17 protein-coding genes are annotated in these 17,476 nt (G+C 55.5%); 6 read left to right on the forward strand and 11 right to left on the reverse strand.

The genetic code is table 11. The features are described 5' to 3' along the window. The first annotated feature begins 4 nt into the window (after positions 1 to 4). The 5 genes from IPI71_05090 (at position 5) to IPI71_05110 (ending at position 4,273) form a co-directional block, all read left to right on the forward strand. Entirely contained in the window at positions 5 to 1,234 is a 1,230-nt protein-coding gene (locus tag IPI71_05090) for an OFA family MFS transporter (protein QQR71950.1), read from the forward strand. Between the two features lie 72 nt (positions 1,235 to 1,306). Next, a complete protein-coding gene (locus IPI71_05095) occupies positions 1,307 to 1,825 on the forward strand; it encodes a DNA-deoxyinosine glycosylase (protein QQR71859.1) in 519 nt (172 codons plus the stop codon). Between the two features lie 671 nt (positions 1,826 to 2,496). Next, on the forward strand, positions 2,497 to 2,721 hold the full coding sequence (locus IPI71_05100; protein QQR71860.1) for a helix-turn-helix transcriptional regulator: 225 nt from the start codon (positions 2,497 to 2,499) through the stop codon (positions 2,719 to 2,721). 104 nt (positions 2,722 to 2,825) lie between these two features. Beyond that, a complete protein-coding gene (locus IPI71_05105; protein QQR71861.1) occupies positions 2,826 to 3,470 on the forward strand; it encodes a hypothetical protein in 645 nt (214 codons plus the stop codon). A gap of 269 nt (positions 3,471 to 3,739) precedes the next feature. Continuing rightward, positions 3,740 to 4,273 (forward strand): hypothetical protein, encoded by a 534-nt coding sequence (locus IPI71_05110; GenBank protein ID QQR71862.1) that lies wholly within the window; start codon positions 3,740 to 3,742, stop codon positions 4,271 to 4,273. Here the strand turns inward: IPI71_05110 and IPI71_05115 are convergent. The 6 genes from IPI71_05115 to IPI71_05140 all read right to left on the reverse strand — a co-directional run bounded on the left by IPI71_05115 (position 4,270) and on the right by IPI71_05140 (position 10,859). Next, positions 4,270 to 4,566 (reverse strand): tryptophan synthase subunit alpha, encoded by a 297-nt coding sequence (locus IPI71_05115; GenBank protein ID QQR71951.1) that lies wholly within the window; start codon positions 4,564 to 4,566, stop codon positions 4,270 to 4,272. The two genes, IPI71_05110 and IPI71_05115, sit on opposite strands and share 4 nt — an antisense overlap. A gap of 159 nt (positions 4,567 to 4,725) precedes the next feature. Beyond that, complete coding sequence (locus IPI71_05120; GenBank protein ID QQR71863.1) at positions 4,726 to 5,844, reverse strand: ATP-NAD kinase family protein; 1,119 nt, start codon at positions 5,842 to 5,844, stop codon at positions 4,726 to 4,728. Between the two features lie 74 nt (positions 5,845 to 5,918). Continuing rightward, positions 5,919 to 7,277, reverse strand: coding sequence for a TrpB-like pyridoxal phosphate-dependent enzyme (locus IPI71_05125; protein ID QQR71864.1), 1,359 nt, complete (start codon positions 7,275 to 7,277; stop codon positions 5,919 to 5,921). A gap of 554 nt (positions 7,278 to 7,831) precedes the next feature. Continuing rightward, positions 7,832 to 9,352: an SLC13/DASS family transporter gene (locus IPI71_05130; GenBank protein QQR71865.1), complete on the reverse strand. Its 1,521-nt coding sequence runs from the start codon at positions 9,350 to 9,352 to the stop codon at positions 7,832 to 7,834. A 42-nt stretch (positions 9,353 to 9,394) separates the two neighbouring features. Then, a complete protein-coding gene (locus IPI71_05135; protein ID QQR71866.1) occupies positions 9,395 to 9,901 on the reverse strand; it encodes a metallophosphoesterase in 507 nt (168 codons plus the stop codon). Positions 9,902 to 9,956: 55 nt separating this feature from the next. Next, entirely contained in the window at positions 9,957 to 10,859 is a 903-nt protein-coding gene (locus tag IPI71_05140; protein ID QQR71867.1) for a DUF362 domain-containing protein, read from the reverse strand. Between the two features lie 148 nt (positions 10,860 to 11,007). Here IPI71_05140 and IPI71_05145 point away from each other — a divergent pair, with 148 nt between their 5' ends. After that, positions 11,008 to 12,438 carry an aldehyde dehydrogenase gene (locus IPI71_05145; protein QQR71952.1) on the forward strand — a complete coding sequence of 477 codons (1,431 nt, stop codon included), beginning with the start codon at positions 11,008 to 11,010 and terminating at the stop codon, positions 12,436 to 12,438. Between the two features lie 114 nt (positions 12,439 to 12,552). Here the strand turns inward: IPI71_05145 and IPI71_05150 are convergent, their stop codons facing one another. The 5 genes from IPI71_05150 to IPI71_05170 all read right to left on the reverse strand — a co-directional run bounded on the left by IPI71_05150 (position 12,553) and on the right by IPI71_05170 (position 17,466). Then, positions 12,553 to 13,755, reverse strand: a complete 1,203-nt coding sequence (locus IPI71_05150; protein QQR71868.1) for an ABC transporter permease — start codon at positions 13,753 to 13,755, stop codon at positions 12,553 to 12,555. Beyond that, positions 13,700 to 14,440 carry an ABC transporter ATP-binding protein gene (locus IPI71_05155; GenBank protein QQR71869.1) on the reverse strand — a complete coding sequence of 247 codons (741 nt, stop codon included), beginning with the start codon at positions 14,438 to 14,440 and terminating at the stop codon, positions 13,700 to 13,702. The genes IPI71_05150 and IPI71_05155 overlap by 56 nt, the downstream gene beginning before the upstream one ends. Further along, positions 14,425 to 15,567: a hypothetical protein gene (locus tag IPI71_05160; GenBank protein QQR71870.1), complete on the reverse strand. Its 1,143-nt coding sequence runs from the start codon at positions 15,565 to 15,567 to the stop codon at positions 14,425 to 14,427. The genes IPI71_05155 and IPI71_05160 overlap by 16 nt, the downstream gene beginning before the upstream one ends. 1 nt (position 15,568) lies before the next feature. Further along, positions 15,569 to 16,261, reverse strand: a complete 693-nt coding sequence (locus tag IPI71_05165) for a YIP1 family protein (protein QQR71871.1) — start codon at positions 16,259 to 16,261, stop codon at positions 15,569 to 15,571. Positions 16,262 to 16,539: 278 nt separating this feature from the next. After that, a complete protein-coding gene (locus tag IPI71_05170) occupies positions 16,540 to 17,466 on the reverse strand; it encodes a magnesium transporter CorA family protein (GenBank protein ID QQR71872.1) in 927 nt (308 codons plus the stop codon). Positions 17,467 to 17,476: the final 10 nt, after the last annotated feature.

Genomic DNA, 17,476 nt, shown 5'->3' on the forward strand with positions numbered 1-17,476 from the left:
CGGGATGCCCGCCGAGCGCGGGCGCTGGGGCCTCGTGGCGCTTGGCCTGATCATCAATCTCTGTCTTGGTACCATCTATTCCTGGAGTGTCTTTGTCAAACCGCTGACCGATTACTTTACGACCGATCTCGGCCAGACCGTCACGGCAAACGAGGTTCTGATGCCATTCTCGGTCTTTCTTGCGTTCTTTGCCATCGCCATGCCTTTTACAGGGAGGTTCATCGAGAGCCTCGGCCCCCGGAAGGTGACGATCATCGGAGGGGTTCTTACCGGCCTTGGCTGGCTGCTCGCATCCACGGTTACGTCGGTCTGGATGCTCTATATCATGTACGGAACCATCGGCGGTATTGGCGTGGGAATCGCCTACGGCGTGCCGGTCGCCGTGGCTGCACGTTGGTTCCCAGACAGGAGGGGGACGGCGGTCGGCCTGACCCTGCTGGGATTTGGTTTCTCGGCGTTTCTCACCGCAAATATCGCCGGTTATCTTATAACCTTAACCGGGGTCATGACAACATTCCGGATCTTCGGTCTGGTCTTCATCGTCCTGATCGTACTTCTGGCCCTCCCGCTTCGCTTTCCCGCTGCCGGGTGGAGGCCCGCCGGATGGAATCCACCTGTCCCAAAACCCGGTGAAGAGATCTGCGAGTGCGACCGATCGGCCATGGTCCGCACCCCTGCATTCTACGGCCTCTGGTTCTGCTATTTTATCGGCTGCCTGGCAGGACTGATGGCCATCTCCATATCCAAGCCAGTGGGCACCGAGATCGGCATCGAGGCGGGCCTTGCTACCATTCTTGTCGGCTTCTTTGCCATCTTCAATGGTGGGGGACGACCGCTTTTCGGCGCGCTGACCGATCGGTTTTCCCCTCGCAACACGGCGCTTCTCTCCTTCGTGCTGATAGCAGGGGCCTCAGCTCTGCTCTGGCAGGTGCCGTCTGTTCCGGTATACATCCTCTCGTTTGTCATCCTCTGGGGTTGCCTAGGGGGGTGGCTGGCCATCGCCCCTACCGCAACCGGGTGCTATTTCGGGACCTGCGACTATCCGCGCTGCTACGGTGTTGTCTTCCTTGCATACGGTGCAGGGGCCATTGCCGGCCCTCAGCTGGCAGGCTTCATCAAGACTACCACCGGAAATTATCTCGGTGTCTTCCCCTACGTCCTGGTGCTGGCTCTGATCGGGATCACCGTTGCATGGTGCCTGCTCAAGCCACCGAAGAAGGCTCAGGTTCCCTGAACCTTTTTCCCTTCATGTGACAGCCCAGGAGGAAGCGGTGAGAGTCTTGTCTGGAAGAAACCCTCCATTCCAATGAACCAGGTTCCATCCCGTGAATACGGTCTGTCCCCGGTCATCGGGAAGGATCCCTGGGTGCTGATACTCGGATCCTTTCCTTCGAAGATGTCGCTTGCCGCGAACCTGTATTATGCCAACCCTCGCAACCATTTCTGGCGCATCATGCAGATCCTCCTTTCTCTTGAGACCAGCAGGGCAACTACCGAAAACCAGGAGGCCCTTACAGAGCATCATATTGCTCTCTGGGACGTGATTGCATCGAGAGAATTCCAGGTCGGTGCAGGGGACCGCGACATAAAAAACCCGGTTTATCAGGATATTCCCACGTTTCTCCGGAGCTACCCGACCCTTCGCTGCGTCGCCCTGAATGGGGGGAAAGCGGGGGAATGCTTCAGGAAAATTACGCGGAGCGCCCCTGTCCCGGACCGGATTGTTGTCCAGCAGCTCCCCTCCACGAGCCCTGCGAATGCAACCTCGACATTCGATCAGAAACTCGAACGGTGGCAGACACTCCTCGGTTTCCTGGTACCGTGAAAAAACACCGGATTACCGCAAAACGGTGCGCTCTGCGAAAATCTGCCTCGTGTCAGGACCCGGGAACACCTCCGATGGAAAAAACGAGGGTCCCCTTCCCCTTTGCACGTCCGTTTCAGATCGCAGGATTTTCGCCTCCTCATTATGTTAAGTATATATAACACAATGTTGTATAGTTCTAACCGGTGTGAGATATAGTTCACATAATGTAACCATGTCACAAAAAACGGATCCTATCTAAGATCCGGGAAATGGGTCACAGTCATGTTCCTCTTCGGGCCGGGGGTCCTCATTACAGGCCTCTTTGGGTTGGCATCCATGCCGCCGGAGGCAGGCACTCCCGGCAACCTTGCTCTTTCATTCATCACCTTTGGTTTTATCATGGTGGCAATGGCCGGTTTACGGCTATACCGGGGCCGGGGAGAGAGCCGGCACCTGGAGGATGAGCGTACCCGGAGAATCGGTGCATGGGGACTCTCAATGGTCCTGGTTCCTGACCTTCATCGCCCTCCTCGGTCTCTTCTGGCTGGACCACTTTGGAACCTGGTCCCCGGATGCAGGCGCCCTCTGTGTCCTGCTCATCCTGGTGATGGGAATTTCTGCCAAGGTATTCCAGGTATGGCCCTTCAAGAGGAGGGGGATGGGGAATGAACGGCTCCGGAGGGTGCCTGATGAAGACCCGCATCCGGGAACTCCGGGCACGGCACCAGATGACCCAGGCAGAGCTTGCTGAGGCGGTCGGGGTGAGACGGGAGACCATCGTGTTCCTTGAAGCCGGAAAATACAACCCGTCTCTGAAACTGGCCCATGCAGTGGCAAAAGCGCTCGGAACAACCATCGATCACCTCTTCATCTTCGAGGATGATTCCAGCAGGGATGTTGTACTCGAGGAATAATGATCCTGGCCGACTCCCGGGATACAGCGCTCTGAATCGCCCGTGTCTTCCCTCTGCAGGTCTGTTGGAAGAGCCTTATCTTTGACAATGACAACATCATAACCATGACAGATTCTCAAAAGTGCACAGCCGTGATGCTCCTTTTCACCCTCTTCCTGATCGTCCCTGCTGCGGCAACCATCAGTCTCCAGGAAGAACGTGTTGCTCCTCATGGAGACTCGCTACCCGCAGGGACCCAGGTAAATACCTCGGCAATCATCCGGATCATCCCCCAGGGACCGACCACCTTTTCCGAAAGTTATACTTTTGTCCTTTCCACCGACCTTGAACGTGCCGGGTGGAACGTGGTGGTAATGGTTGACGGCAATCCTGCGAAAGTAATTCCCCAGATCGGTAAATATGTGTTCATAAACGGCTACCTCCTCTCGTACCCGACGAACCGTGATGTAACAGTAAGCGCAACGCTTGAAGGTATGGTGCCGGACCTAGCAGATGGAACCCCGTTCAGGATCATTCAGGCCGAAGAACTGAACAACCAGGGGCAGTCAATCGGTGATACCGAACAGGTCATTATTAGGAGGGTTATCAATACCGGAACCGGACCTGAAAGTTCACCACCCCGGGCTGAAGTCTCTCCCGTGGTAACAATACCGGTCTCTCCGGGGGCCACGACAGCCGTCATGTCATCCATCCTGGTGCCGCTGGGAATTGGACTGGCAGTGGCTCTCATCATGAAAAGAGGTTTTTAATGGCACCCAAGATGAGAATATCTGGTTCTTTTCCAAACATACCCGATGACCCACTTTTTTCGGGCCGCCCACATCCTATTTCATGAAGGTGGCTGGTTCGGGATGCTTGATCCTCGCATCATCACATGATCAGGAGCATCAGCCTGAGCGTAGACATGCATCTGTTGGCGCGTGTGAAAACCATCTGGCACACCTTGGGGTGAAACCGCTTCAAGTGACAAATTCTTTTGTGGAGGACTCCCTTCTAAATTCAGGAGGTCTCGATGGGTATGAACCTGACCTTTTTTGACCGGATGACCGACCAGGAGAAACATGACTACCTCGAATTCCTGCTCTGGCATTACAGGGTTGTGGATGGATTCTGGTATATCTTTGTCACCGAGCGTTTCGGCCAGCCTGTTGCCGATGAGCTGAACGAGAAGGTATGGGGCCGCATTGCGGGAATGGCGGCAGAAAAGCTGAAGGAACAATTTCATATCACGGAGAAAGGGCTGAAGGGCTTCGTGAAGGCTCAGCGGTTCTTCCCCTGGGCGATGATTGTGGATTATTCGATTGAAGAACGTCCCGATGAGGTCATCATCTCGGTTCCCTCGTGTCCAACCCAGGAAGCGCGGCTGCGGAGGGGACTTGAAGAGTATCCCTGCCGCGAGATGCACCGGGCAGAATTCACCGGGTTTGCCAGGGCAATCGATCCCCGGATCAGGGTCGAATGCCTCTTTGCACCACCCGGGCCTCATCCTCCCGGTATGTTCTGCAAGTGGCGGTTCTCAATTGCTGAAGAAAGCGATGCTGGAATGCACTAAAAAGTATATCCCTGCAATTTCAGCCCGTTCATGGGTGCAGGGATGCGCGTTTCAGTTCGCCAACGAGGATTCGTGCCATTCCTTCCAGCCTTTCCGGCCGGTCTCGCATGTTCGCCAACAATCCTCACGATAGCCGATCCCACAATCACTCCATCTGCCCCGGCCTTTCCGTATTCCCGGACATGTTCAGGTGAAGATATCCCAAACCCGGGAACTACCGGAAGTTTCGTTCTCTTTTTGATGGCCCTGAGGCAGGCGAGCGTTTCGGGTGCGATGCTTCCCAGTCTTGTGATGCCTCATGATGTGTCGTCAGCCGGATGGCAGACCGCATTCCAGCGACATCTCGGGAAAAAACAAGGGCATCCCTGGGAATCCACGATTCCTGCTTTTTTAACCATCAGGGAAGTCTCACCATTTTCCACACATCCCTCCCTCTGCGAAAATAGAGGTCTTCACTCAGGATTTCCTGAACCGACTTTTTTCCGCTGGGCGATATGATAGCCTGAGATGACCGTGACAAACTCCCCGAATGCAGCATCAAGTTCCCGGTCACCGGTATCTATGAAGAGGTATGGTGTCTCTGCCAGCTTATGCGGGGTTGCTACGATGATGATGTTCCCGGTTCCAATCCGGCTGAGAACACGGGGACTAACCTGTTGCGTCCCTCTGCCGAGCACCGACCCCTGGGCGCCGATAATGCTGATCACCAGCCGGGCCGGTCTCCCGTTTGCGAGGAGGGCCAGCATCCCTTCTTCATTCAGGTCACTTCCTTCAAGACGGGCATCCTGCACGGCATCGAAGCCGAGAAGGGTCTTTTCGATATCCAGCTCCCGGGCTATCGCCCGGGTGGTGCTTCCCGGACCGATAATGTAAAGGATATCAGGTGTTCCCCGGATGACTTCGGCGATAAAGCGCCCGATACCGGCCTTTGCCAGGTCCTCGTCCTGGTCTTCATAGACCTGCTTTGCTCCCTGCACGAAACCCGGCAGGTACGGGCTCTTCGCATAGCCGTGCAGCATCGCCTTCAGTTCCCCCTTCCGGTAGGCTTCCTCGTCGATGTCCATCACTTCGGCATCGCGGAGGTGGAGCGGTGCAGAGGCACCTGTCCTGAGTATTTCCGCCGCTGCCGCCGGACTTACTGCAAAGACCGCTGAATACATTTTCACCCCGGCTGGGATGCCGAGAAGGGGGACGGTATCGGATACCACGTCATACAGGTCCCGCGCCGTTCCGTCTCCGCCACAGAAGAGGATCAGCTCGGCGCCGGATTTAAGGAACTCCCTGCAGGCCTCTTTGGTATCTGCTGCAGTAGTAACCTGCGGTGTCTGGTAAACAACCAGGAAACCGGTAATTCCTGCCTCCTCAAGCACCTCCTCTCCCATCGGGCCGGAACAGGTGATGTAGCGGAGCGGGACATCCTTCAGCAGGTCGATCGTCTGGTGTGCCCGGGAAGCGGCCATCGGTCGGGCGCCCTTGCTGATAGCTTCGGCAAGCATCCCGTCGGTTCCTTTCAGTCCGACCGCACCACCCATGCCGGCAATAGGGTTGATGAGAAAGCCGATGGTCTTCATGATCAGAAAAGAGCGGAGTATGGTATTCTGATTATTGGTTGAGGTGAAGTGTGGGGGTGATTGGTATCTCCAGCTCATCCCACCTTCGGCAGCCGCGCTAACGATTCCCGAATCAACTGTTCCGGATACTCGTAATCGACCAGAGCTTTGGCATAGAACGCGTCGTACGCGGACATGTCAAAGTTGCCGTGTCCGGAGCAGTTGAAGAGTATGGTCTTTGCCTCCCCGCTCTGCCGGCATTTGAGTGCCTCATCGATGACGGCTTTTACCGCATGGGAGGTCTCGGGTGCAACGATGATTCCCTCAGAGCGGGCGAAGGTCTGCGCAGCAGTGAACACCTCGTTCTGGTGGTATGACACCGCACGGATAACTCCATCGTGGACCAGGCGTGAGAGAATGGGAGAGCCCCCATGATACCGCAGGCCCCCGGCATGGATGGCAGGCGGAACGAAATCATGCCCGAGCGTATACATCTTGAGGAGGGGAGTCAGGCCGGCAACATCACCGTAATCATAGGTAAAGATCCCCTTGGTCAGAGTCGGGCAGGATGCCGGCTCCACCGCGACGATATCGATATCCGGGTGTTTCCCGGTCAGCTTATCACCGGCAAAGGGGAATGATATGCCGGCAAAGTTGGACCCTCCACCAACGCAGCCTACAACGGTATCCGGGTAATGCTCAACAGTAGCCATCTGCTCGCGCGCCTCAAGGCCGATGACGGTCTGGTGCAGGCAGACATGGTTCAGCACGGAGCCAAGCGAGTAATTGGTATTATCGTGGGTTGCCGCATCTTCTACGGCCTCTGATATGGCTATACCAAGGCTCCCTGGTGTGTCAGGGGCCTTCTCAAGGATAGCACGACCTGAATTGGTCCTGGTGCTGGGGCTGGGGATACATTCTGCTCCCCAGACCTGCATCATGGATTTTCGGTAAGGTTTCTGGGTATAACTTGCCCGGACCATGTAGATCGTCGCCTGCAGACCGAAGAGAGTGGTTGCAAAGGCAAGCGCTGATCCCCACTGACCTGCTCCGGTCTCGGTGGCAATCCGCTCGATTCCAGCCTTCATGTTGTAATATACCTGCGGTACGGCAGTGTTCGGCTTGTGGCTTCCGGGCGGGCTTACTCCCTCCCACTTGTAATAGATCCTGGCAGGAGTCTTGAGTGCCTTTTCCAGCCGGTATGCACGGTAGAGCGGGCTTGGCCTCCAGAGACGCAGGACATCGAGCACCTCTCCCGGAATATCGATAAAGCGGTCAGGGCTCATCTCCTGTTTTATCAGCTCCATGGGAAAGATGGCCTTCAGGTCATCCGGTACAACCGGTTTTCCAGTTGCCGGGTGGAGAGGTGGTTCCAGCGGTGAGGGGAGGTCTGCCATCACATTATACCAGCGCCGTGGAATGTCCTCTTCGGAAAGGAATATCTTGGTATTCATGGTAGCTGGTTAGCAGTGTATACATATATACATTGTTGTATAAGAACGGTAGTTGATGGAGTGATCCGGGTTAACAGATCAATCACGAGCCTCCCAACCGATCGGGCTCCTTACCACACCTTCGGCGACCGGACCGCCGGCAGGGGTCATGCTTATCTTATCGGGTTGCGATATCCTTTGCATCCCCCTGGATCGTAACTGTCAGCGATGCCTGCGGTGCAAAAAAAATCGGGAAACCGATGGCAGAGTTCAGTTATATCCCATTTCTGCCTCCTTTCCCCACCCATTGAATATTCGCATGGCAGGCCACGCGGGGTCGGTTTTTCCGCAACGTTTCTCCGGGAGATAGGGAAGAGGCGTTCGCCATGTATGATGAACAGTTACGTTCAACTGGACCTTCCCCTGCACGGTCTGAAAAGGATGATCCAGGTTCGACCCGGGAGCCACGTAACCCTGTGAAGGTTCACCTCACTGACCACGGGATACCATACCTGACGGGAAGTGCTGGCCATCCTTTCCAGGATGACAGCACTCATCCCTGGATGGTTAATCGATCATTTGCCGGGCAGGACCGCCCAGGCCGGGATCTCGGGTGATAACCCAAGCGCCGTTGGAACAAAGACGGTCATAAATACGGTCACCAGGATGCAGCCGATGATGTTGAGGGCAAAGCCCGCCCGTGCCATCTCCCTGGTCGAGATATAACCGGTCCCGTATGCGATGGCGTTCGGCGGGGTTCCCACCGGCAGCATGAACCCGAGCGATGATGCAAGTGTGGCGGCAACCATTAAAAGCATCGGATTGATCCCCATCGAGACTGCGGTGATGGCCATGAGCGGAACCATGATCGAAGCCATGGCCGTATTCGAGACAACCTCGTTTAGGAAGGTGATCATCAGGGAGACAAGCAGCACGATCAGGATGAGGGGCAGTACCTGGAGTACTGTGAATGATGATGCAATGAGCTGCGCCAGGCCGCTTGCGATGATCCCTTCCGAGAGGCAGATGCCGCCTCCAAACAGGATGAGTACCCCCCAGGGGATCTTCCGTGCCGACTCCCAATCGAGGGTGAATATTCCTTTTTCCACGTCTACCGGAAGCAGGAACAGGACAAGCGCCCCGGCAATCGCGATAGTTGCATCGCTTATCCCTGGGACATAGGTAGTGATCCCGGGAATGACCAGATCCCCGATGATCTTTTCTTCGCGGAATATCCAGGCCAGGGCGACCAGGGAAAAAACGATGAGTGTCCACCGTTCCCCGGCACCGAGAGACCCCATCCCGGTCAGCTCCTGATGGATGACCTTCCTGCTGCCTGATATCTCCCGGGGAAGGTGCCGGTGGGCGATATACGTGAGCCAGAACCAGGCGATTGCGAGGAAGATAACCATGAAGGGGACCGCAAAGATCATCCATGAAAAGAAATCGATGCCTGGTGCCTCGGGGAAAATATTTGAGATCTGGGCCACAAGGATCCCGTTTGGAGGCGTTCCAATCAGGGTCGCCATCCCGCCGATAGTTGCAGCATAGGCAACAGCAAGGATGAGACAGATGGCAAATTGCTTCTGCTCGGTATTATTTTCGTTTTGATCAGGAGCTGCTTCGGGAATGAGGGTTGCCACAAGAGCCATAGCGATCGGGATCATCATCATTGCCGTGGCGGTGTTGGAGATCCACATGGAGAGAAAGGCGGTGGCTGCCATGAACCCGAGGACCAGTTTCCGTGGGCCGCTGCCGAACAACCCGATGATATGGAGCGCGATCCGTTTATGGAGATTCCAGCGCATCATGGCGGCGGCAATGAAGAATCCGCCCATGAAGAGGAACACGGTCTGGTCGGCATACGATACAGCTGCCCCTTTTGGGGTCAGGATCCCCATGACCGGAAAGAGGATCAGCGGGACGAGCGCTGTCGCATAAATAGGAATGGCCTCGGTCAGCCACCATACGACCATCAGGCCGGTCACCGCAGCGGCATACTTTGCTTCCGGAGGAATCGATACGGGATCGAGGGGGAGCAGGGATATAACGATGAAGACCAGTATTCCCGCGATGATTCCTATCGATTTCTGCATAAAGCTAACGATGAGATGTTATCTGGTATGAATCTCGCGATTTTAATCGCCAGGGAGCGGGAGGATTGTCCCTTTCCTGCTCCGCGTGTCAAACAGGGCGCAGGTCTGAGATCCGGTAAGGTATCCGCACACCTCCCCGGGGTTGATCACCAGGGTCCTGCCATGGGACGATACCGAAGCCTGGTGAGTATGCCCATGAACGACCAGGTCAAAGAGTCCGCTCTCGATCAGGTCAGCCAGCAGCACGTTCTCGTGACCATGGAGCAGGGCAACCCGGAGTCCTTCGCATTCCATATCGTGAAAGTTGCCTACAATCTGCACGTTTCCTCTATCGCGGCACCGGTTCTCCAGGAGATCGCGGTCTCCATCGTTGTTCCCGAATACCCCGATTACAGTTCCCTCAAGCCCGGCGAGGACTGGTATCACGAACGGCGAGACGAAATCCCCGGTATGGAGAAAGAGGTCGTCCGCTTCACGGTTCAGGAGCTCGACAGCCTTCCCGATAGCCGCGAGGTGATCATGAGTGTCACCGAGTATGCCGATTCTCATATCAACTTCCTCCCCATACCTGATCGGGAATGCCCTGAAAAATAGATACCCGGTGTCACCCTTCCTCCCTGAGAATCATCGCAATTCGCTCCGCATCGTTCCTGCTCTCTCCGGTGAGCGGAATCAGCTCAATATCCCGCGGGTCGCTGCACCCCACCCCCAGTTCAGCGGCGCGTGCTATCTGGTCCAGGGAGAATATCCTCCCGTTCATCACTTCGGGAGTGGACCCGTGCGATCGGAGTAGCGCAATCCCAGCAGCATCAATGGCGACCCTGTCCCGGCTCCCCAACAGGAGTCCGGGGGATATCAGCTCACCATCCTCAGGCCCTCCGGCGACAAATCCTTCCATGGCATCCATGAGTACCATGTCCACCGGATACGCCCGGTTAATTTCCGCAATCATCTGCCGCTGGAATGGCGAGCTGTGGAGCTCGTGCATGAAATCGTACACACTGCCGGGAACGGTCTTTGCCAGGAGGCCGACCGAATTTTTGAGGGAGAGGGTGAAATGGCCGCCGAACCTGTGGGTCTTGAGACAGCAGGTCTGGATCACCGCACCGGACGAGAGGAGCCTTTCGGGAAGGAAAAATCCATTTTTCCAGTGGCTCCCGTCACGAGGGATGTGGATCCAGCCTGACGCCGGGAGTTCATCCAGGACGATGACATCTGCTGCAAGTGGGGCAAGGGTTTCATAGACACGGCACCGCTGGAGGACCTGGCGGGTAGACCCCATGCCGCTCCGCTCAAGCAGGGCAAGGGAAGCCGGATCCCGGTCCATGATAGTATCGACGAGTGCCCCGAGGGTTTCGGGATGGGTTGAGGCTGGAAATGGATCTGCACTGTTATAATTTGCCTTGAGCGCCACCGCCTTTCGGGAAATATCAGGTCCAACCGCTTCGAATACCATCGGGATTCCACTCGCGCGATCATTCGTCGCTATTACAAATACCTCTGCCATGACAAACCCGGATAACCAGTCTGGGTGATGGACTCATTAAAGGTTTTTCCGGATCGGGAGCGTTCGCACCATGACAACCCGGTTACAGACCGGCAATCCACTCAACTGTCCCGGAGTGGTTAAATCACTTGCTGGCGATTCTCTCTCCATGCAGATGAGGATTGGGGGCAGTGATGTCTCTTCGCCCGACGATGGTTGGATCCCGGTCATCAACCCGGCAACCGGTACGGTAATTGACACGGTGCCGGAAGGGACGCTCTTCGAAGTTGAGGAGGCTGTTTGTGCTGCTGAAGCCGCTTTCGATGCATGGGCCGCCCATACAGTGCGGGAGCGGGGCATGGTGCTTTTCAGGGCAGCTGTATCTGTGCGCAACCGGCTCAATGAGCTCGCAGCACTCCTCACCGCTGAACAGGGAAAGCCGTTACGAGAAGCAGTCGATGAAGTCCGCGGCTTTGCCAACATCCTCGAATTTTATGCCGGTATCGCAGGAGCCATGCATGGCGACTTTATCAACCTCGGATCGAATGGTGACTGCCTGGTGCGACATGAGCCTATCGGCGTCTGCGGAGCAATCGCTCCATGGAACATGCCGGTAATCATCATGGGCTGGAAGATCGGGCCGGCACTCCTGGCCGGAAACACCCTGGTCTTCAAGCCGGCATCGGAAACCCCTCTCACAAGCCTCTCGATCGGAAGTCTTATGGAGGAAGCAGGTCTTCCCCCTGGCGTCCTTAACATCGTTACCGGCAGGGGGAGTGTCGTGGGTGAGGCCCTGGTGAAGCACCCGAGGATCGGAAAGATCTCGTTCACCGGTGACGGTGAGACTGGCGACCGGGTACGCGAGCTCGCCGGGTCACGACTGGCGGAAATCCACCTCGAGCTTGGCGGGTCAGACCCGATGATTGTCTGGAAGGATGCCGATATCGGGGAAGCGGTTGACGGTGCGGTCCGCGGACGGTTCTACAATGCTGGCCAGACCTGCACTGCCGTGAAACGGTTGTTCATCCACGAGGAAATTGCAGGTGTTTTCATCGCACAGCTGAAACGAAAGGTCGAGAGCCTGATCGTCGGGGACGGTTCCAATCCTTCGGTCCAGATGGGGCCTCTTACCGGAATGGCCATCTTCGAACGGATCGCATCGATGGTAGAAGAGGTACGGAAGAAAGACCAGGGGACAATCCTGACCGGGGGGTTTCCACTCTCCGGGCCCGGGTTTGAGGGAGGGTTCTTCTATTCGCCCACCCTTGTGACAGATCCGGGTCCGCTCTGCCCCCTCATGAACCGTGAAGTCTTCGGCCCGGTGCTCCCCGTCAGCGTAATCCGGAGCCTTGATGAGGCGATATCCCGCGCGAATGAGACCCGGTACGGGCTCGGGGCATCTGTCTGGACCCGGGATATGGTAATTGCCCGCGAGGTTTTCTCGCGCGTGGATGCGGGTGTGGTATGGCTGAACCGGCACACCGTCCTACCCCCCGAAATACCGTTCGGAGGCGTCAAGGCAAGCGGACTTGGACGGGAGAACGGGTTGCAGGCCTACCGGAACTACACTCGGACCAAGGCCTTTTTCCTGAACTGGTGATTTCCCTGCCGGGCTCCAGGGGTGGCTCCCTTGGTGAGGCATGTTCTTATCAATAGCTCTTTCCATGCCTGCCCGGTGACACGAGATGCCCAAAGAACCCCGTTCTTTGCCCGCTCACTCATGTCGCAGGGCTTCGATGGGATTCAGATTCGATGCCTTCCATGCCGGGTAGAGACCCGAAAGGAGGCTGGTACCTATCCCAAACGCCACACCATAGGCGATGAAGATCAGGCTCGATGGAACAAAGAGGTACTCGGTAGTCTGCAACATCACGGTACTGATGGCATATCCCCCGAATATGGAGAGAACCCCACCGATACTGCTTCCGATTAGGCCGAGGATAAGGGCCTCGTAGAGGAACATACGCCGTATTTCCTTCCGCTTTGTCCCGATGCTCCGAAGTACACCGATCTCCTTGATGCGCTCCGTCACCGACATCAGCATGACGTTGAGGATGCTCACTCCCGCCACAATCAGGGAAATCCCCCCAATCGCTGTGACGAAGGTGGAGATCTGTCCGAAAGCGGTGAGGATGGTGTCGAGGATCGCCCGGGTATCGATAACATCCACCACGGTTTCCCTGCGGTTCAGCTGGCGTTCGATATCAGATTTCACTTCCTCGATCTGGGTGAGCTGTTTCACCTTGACGATGACCAGATTGTACCCGTTCTGGCCAAACGCATTCTCAAACCACTTGCTCTCGACCACGATGCCATAATCGGGATTGATGTCAAACCCCATCCCCCGCTCTTCAAGGATGCCGACAACACGCAGGGATCCCTTATCTCCCACGGAAATACGGGACCCGACCTTGATATGGTTGTCATGGGCAAACCTCGACCCCACCATTGCCGAAGAAGAACCGCGGAGATAGGTTCCTTCCGCAAGCTCGAGAAGGATAGGAATATCGTCTGATTTGAGACCGTATATCACCCCTACTGTATCTTCAGCCCCTATCTTCATCCGGGCACTCCCTGAATATACCGGAACGGTGACCTGCGGTGCGACCACCCGCCGTATCTGCTCAACATCGCGATCCGATATGAGCTCGGGGGCACTCCCGCCTCCGCCAAACCCCATCCCCCCGGTGTGCGGAGTCACGATGATACTGTCACCGACTGTGGAAAGACTGTCCGAGATGGCGAGAACCAGGCTGTTTCCAAGGATTCCGATCGAGACGATGGTTACGACGCCGATGATGATGCCGAGCATGGCCAGCAGGGATCGCAGCCAGTGAAGGCGGACATTCCGACGCGCAAAATCAAAGAACATTCGCGAGTGCACCGGCCTGTTCCTCAGGTATGGATATTTTACCATCAACAATACGAATGATTCGCCGTGCGTACTTCGCGATAGCCGGGTCATGAGTCACCATGATAATCGTCTTGCCCTGGTTGCGGTTGAGATCGTCAAGAAGAACCATGATAGCGGTGCCCGTCTTCGAATCCAGGTTGCCGGTGGGTTCATCGGCAAGAAGGATCTCGGGATCGTTGACCAGCGCCCTGGCTATTGCCACCCGCTGCTGCTGGCCTCCTGACAGTTCACTTGGTTTATGGGAAAAGAGACTTTCATCGAGGTTCATGGCAGCCAGCACCTCCCGGCATCGTCCGATGCAGTTGCGGCTCCCGGTCTTCAGGATGAGAGGATACTGCACATTCTCAAGGGCATTGAGGAGGGGGAGGAGGTTGAACTGCTGGAAGATGAATCCGATATGATCTCTCCGCAACACCGTCAGTTCCTCGTCGGTCATGCCCCTGGTATTCCTCCCCTTTATGCAGAGATCTCCACAGGTGGGTGTGTCGAGGCACCCCATCAGGTTGAGCAGGGTCGATTTTCCCGATCCCGAGGGTCCCATGATGGCGATGAAGTCGCCCGGGACGATATCGAGGCTTACCCCGTCGAGGGCCCGTACGTCCCCGCCCTCAAGCGGGTATATCTTGGTCACCTCACGGAACCTGATAATCGACCCGTTGCTGCAGATCTCATTCAGCTCTTCTTCCATGAATACCAGACAGCTCCGCCGACCGCCGCCGCACAGGCAATAAGGAGGGCAATGATGGGAATGGCTATCCCAGGCTCTTTTCCACTTCCCGAGGCCTGTGCTGGAATATTCACCAGGAATATCTTTTCAAAGGGATTCCCGTCAACGTCACGATAGTTCACAATGATGGGAACCTCGGTGACGTCTCCGGCAGTGAAGGTGAGCTCGAAACTCGAAAAGTCATCGGGTTCAAGGGAGCCTACCACATAACTCTGGTAGGGATTTACCGGAACGGTACCTTCTCCCGTGGAAAGAACAACCGAGTTTGCCACTTCGAGGCCTGCATTGTAGATATCACCGGTGACTACATACTTTGCATTCTCGATCTGTACGATAATATTTGAGATGAGGGGGTTCGCCTCGGTCTTCGATATGCCGAACCCGAGCGGGATGTTCACGGACGATGTGTGGCGATTTACCCCGTTTTTATAATCTGCCCTGAATTCGAGAACCCCAGGTTGACCTGGCGTGATATTGAACGAGACCCGCTGAGCCTGGTCGGGACCAAGGTTGCCAATAAAATAACTCGAGGGTGTGATATCAATACCCTCACCGCTCCCCTGCACCACCACGCCGCTCACCGGGTTGCCACGAGGGTTTCCGACCAAAATATCGATCCGCTCTTTTCTCCCGGGGCCAAATACATCCGGTTTCTGAAGAACAGATACCTCGAGAGGATCGTTTTCGACACGGATCTGTACCGGGTAACGGAGATATCCTGCATCCCGGAAATCGAGGGAAAACTTGGGGTAGTAAATGCCGGGCAGCACATCTGCCCTGACCGTGAAGGAGAACTGCATGCTGTTTCCTGCGCCGACTATGGTGGTAGTGTCGTAGGAGCTTGAAAGGACCGAGATATCGGCATCGTACATCGTTGCACGCCGGATGGCAACGCTTTCCAACCCATTGTTGGTTATCTCAACGGTGATGATCCCGGTATCGCCTTCGAAGAAGATTGTCGGATCGATGGAGACGCGGGTGACCGTCACCTGTGCAGCTGCATCCGAGCAGGAATTCTGGGCAGCTGCACCGGGCATCAGGGACACGATTGTTACGGTAATGAACAGGAGGAGGATGGATCTTTCCATTTCAAACCCCTCCAAAACCGGGTACACCTGCAACCGTTGTATAAAGGATGAATATGAAACCAACGATTACAGGGATGAGCACGGTGATTGCTGCCTGTTTCAATGTCAGGCTGCGGGCCTGTTTCAGGCCAAAAATCCACAGGTTTGCACTCCACAAGAGAAAAATGCCCGATAGCACGGCGGTAATCAACCGTAACTCGCTGAATGCGGTGTCGTGCATGAGTTGCCGCATTGCAGCCTCAATTGCCGCTGGATCCTGGATGGCGGTAAGGGTGGGCACCTGGATCATGGGGATATAATAGAGCGAAACGAGCAGGGAAAGAAAGGATCCGATGATGAACGGAACAAGGCCATACAAGGAAAACAAAATTGTCCTTTTGAACGCACCTGTACCGGAAAATGCCATGGAGATCAAGTAAAAAACACCAGGGACGATGAGCCCCCAGAGAACGAGGAAGGTGAAAAAGGCGATAACCACACCAACAATTACAAGGATCGGTGTCATGCCTGCCATTTCAGGCACGTTACCGAATAGTTCCATGGTAATCCCCAAGGTGAGATAGGCTGCTGCGGCTGATATGATGGCGCCGGTGATGGCGATCACGGCCGGGACCTTCAAGCTCTCGGGCTCTCCGGCACGCCCGGCAAAAAAACTCTCGGGTCTGAGAAGGAGATCTCCAATCTGTCCTGCCATATGAATCGGGGAAGTTCTATAGCTCTTTGTTTATCAACTTTGAGGAGAAAAAGGGAAAAGGCTGCTGGAAGAACGAACCGCACATGAGACTGTCGGGTCACATGCCTCCCCCTGACGGTAACCACGGATGCGTTTATCATACCAGCCACCTATGACCCCGCGGCCGGTCACAAAGCATGAAAATCCTGTTTTAACCATGGAAATGGCCCTGCCACTTTCATTCTGTGTGCATGTGCTCCGGCCAGGGAATCATGCGTTTTTTTTGTCCCGGGCTCTGTTCAGAAAAACTCTTTTCTCCAGAAAATGATGATTCCGATGGCGGAGAGGACCAGGGAGAGGATCATCGTGAAGGCGAATGCATAGGGCGTTTGCTGGAGGGGTAGATCCACGTTCATGCCGTATATGCTGGCAATCAGGGTCGGGATCATGAGGATGATGGTGACTGTGGTCAACAGCTTCATGATCACGTTCAGGTTATTGGAGATGACAGACGCGAATGCATCCATCATGGTCGAGAGGATGTCGCTGTAAATATTTGCCATCTCGATGGCCTGCCTGTTCTCTATGCTGAGTTCTTCAAAGAGATCCTGCTCATCTTCGTCCATCCTTGTGAATGTGTAGAACTTCTCTATCATGAGCGCATTTGACCGGAGGGAGGTGACGAAGAAGATCAGGCTTTTTTCAAGGTTCAACATGCGGATGAGCTGTTCGTTCTTCAGTGCCTGGTAAAGAGATCGCTCGATAGGGGTTGTCATGCGGTTGATCTCTTTGAGATAGCGCATAAAAAGGAGGGTGTTTCTGAAGAAGAGGAGCAAGACGAAATGAACCCGCCTTTCGGTCGAGAAATGCCGAACCTTCCCCGTGATAAATTCCTGGAAGACCTCCAGGTCGGTGACCGAAACGGTGATGATCACATTCTGCGTCAGGATGATCCCTACCGGGAGCGTGGTAAAAGGGATATCGGCTTCGGGATCCTCCCTCCGGGTAGTCCTGAGGAGAATGAAGGTGTTTCCCTCCTCACGCTCAACCCGTGCCCGCTCGTCAACATCCAGGGGATCGGTAAGAAAATCGAGAGGGATAGCAAACCGCGCAACCAGGGCGTCGATCTCCTGGGGGGTAGGATTGACAGTATGTACCCACGATCCGCCTTCGTACTCTTCAATGGTCTCGAGACCGTTCCGCCCGCTTCGGTATATGGTAATCATGCCGTTCCCC

The sequence above is a fragment of the Methanolinea sp. genome (assembly GCA_016699325.1).
Classification (GTDB): Archaea; Halobacteriota; Methanomicrobia; order Methanomicrobiales; family Methanospirillaceae; genus UBA9949.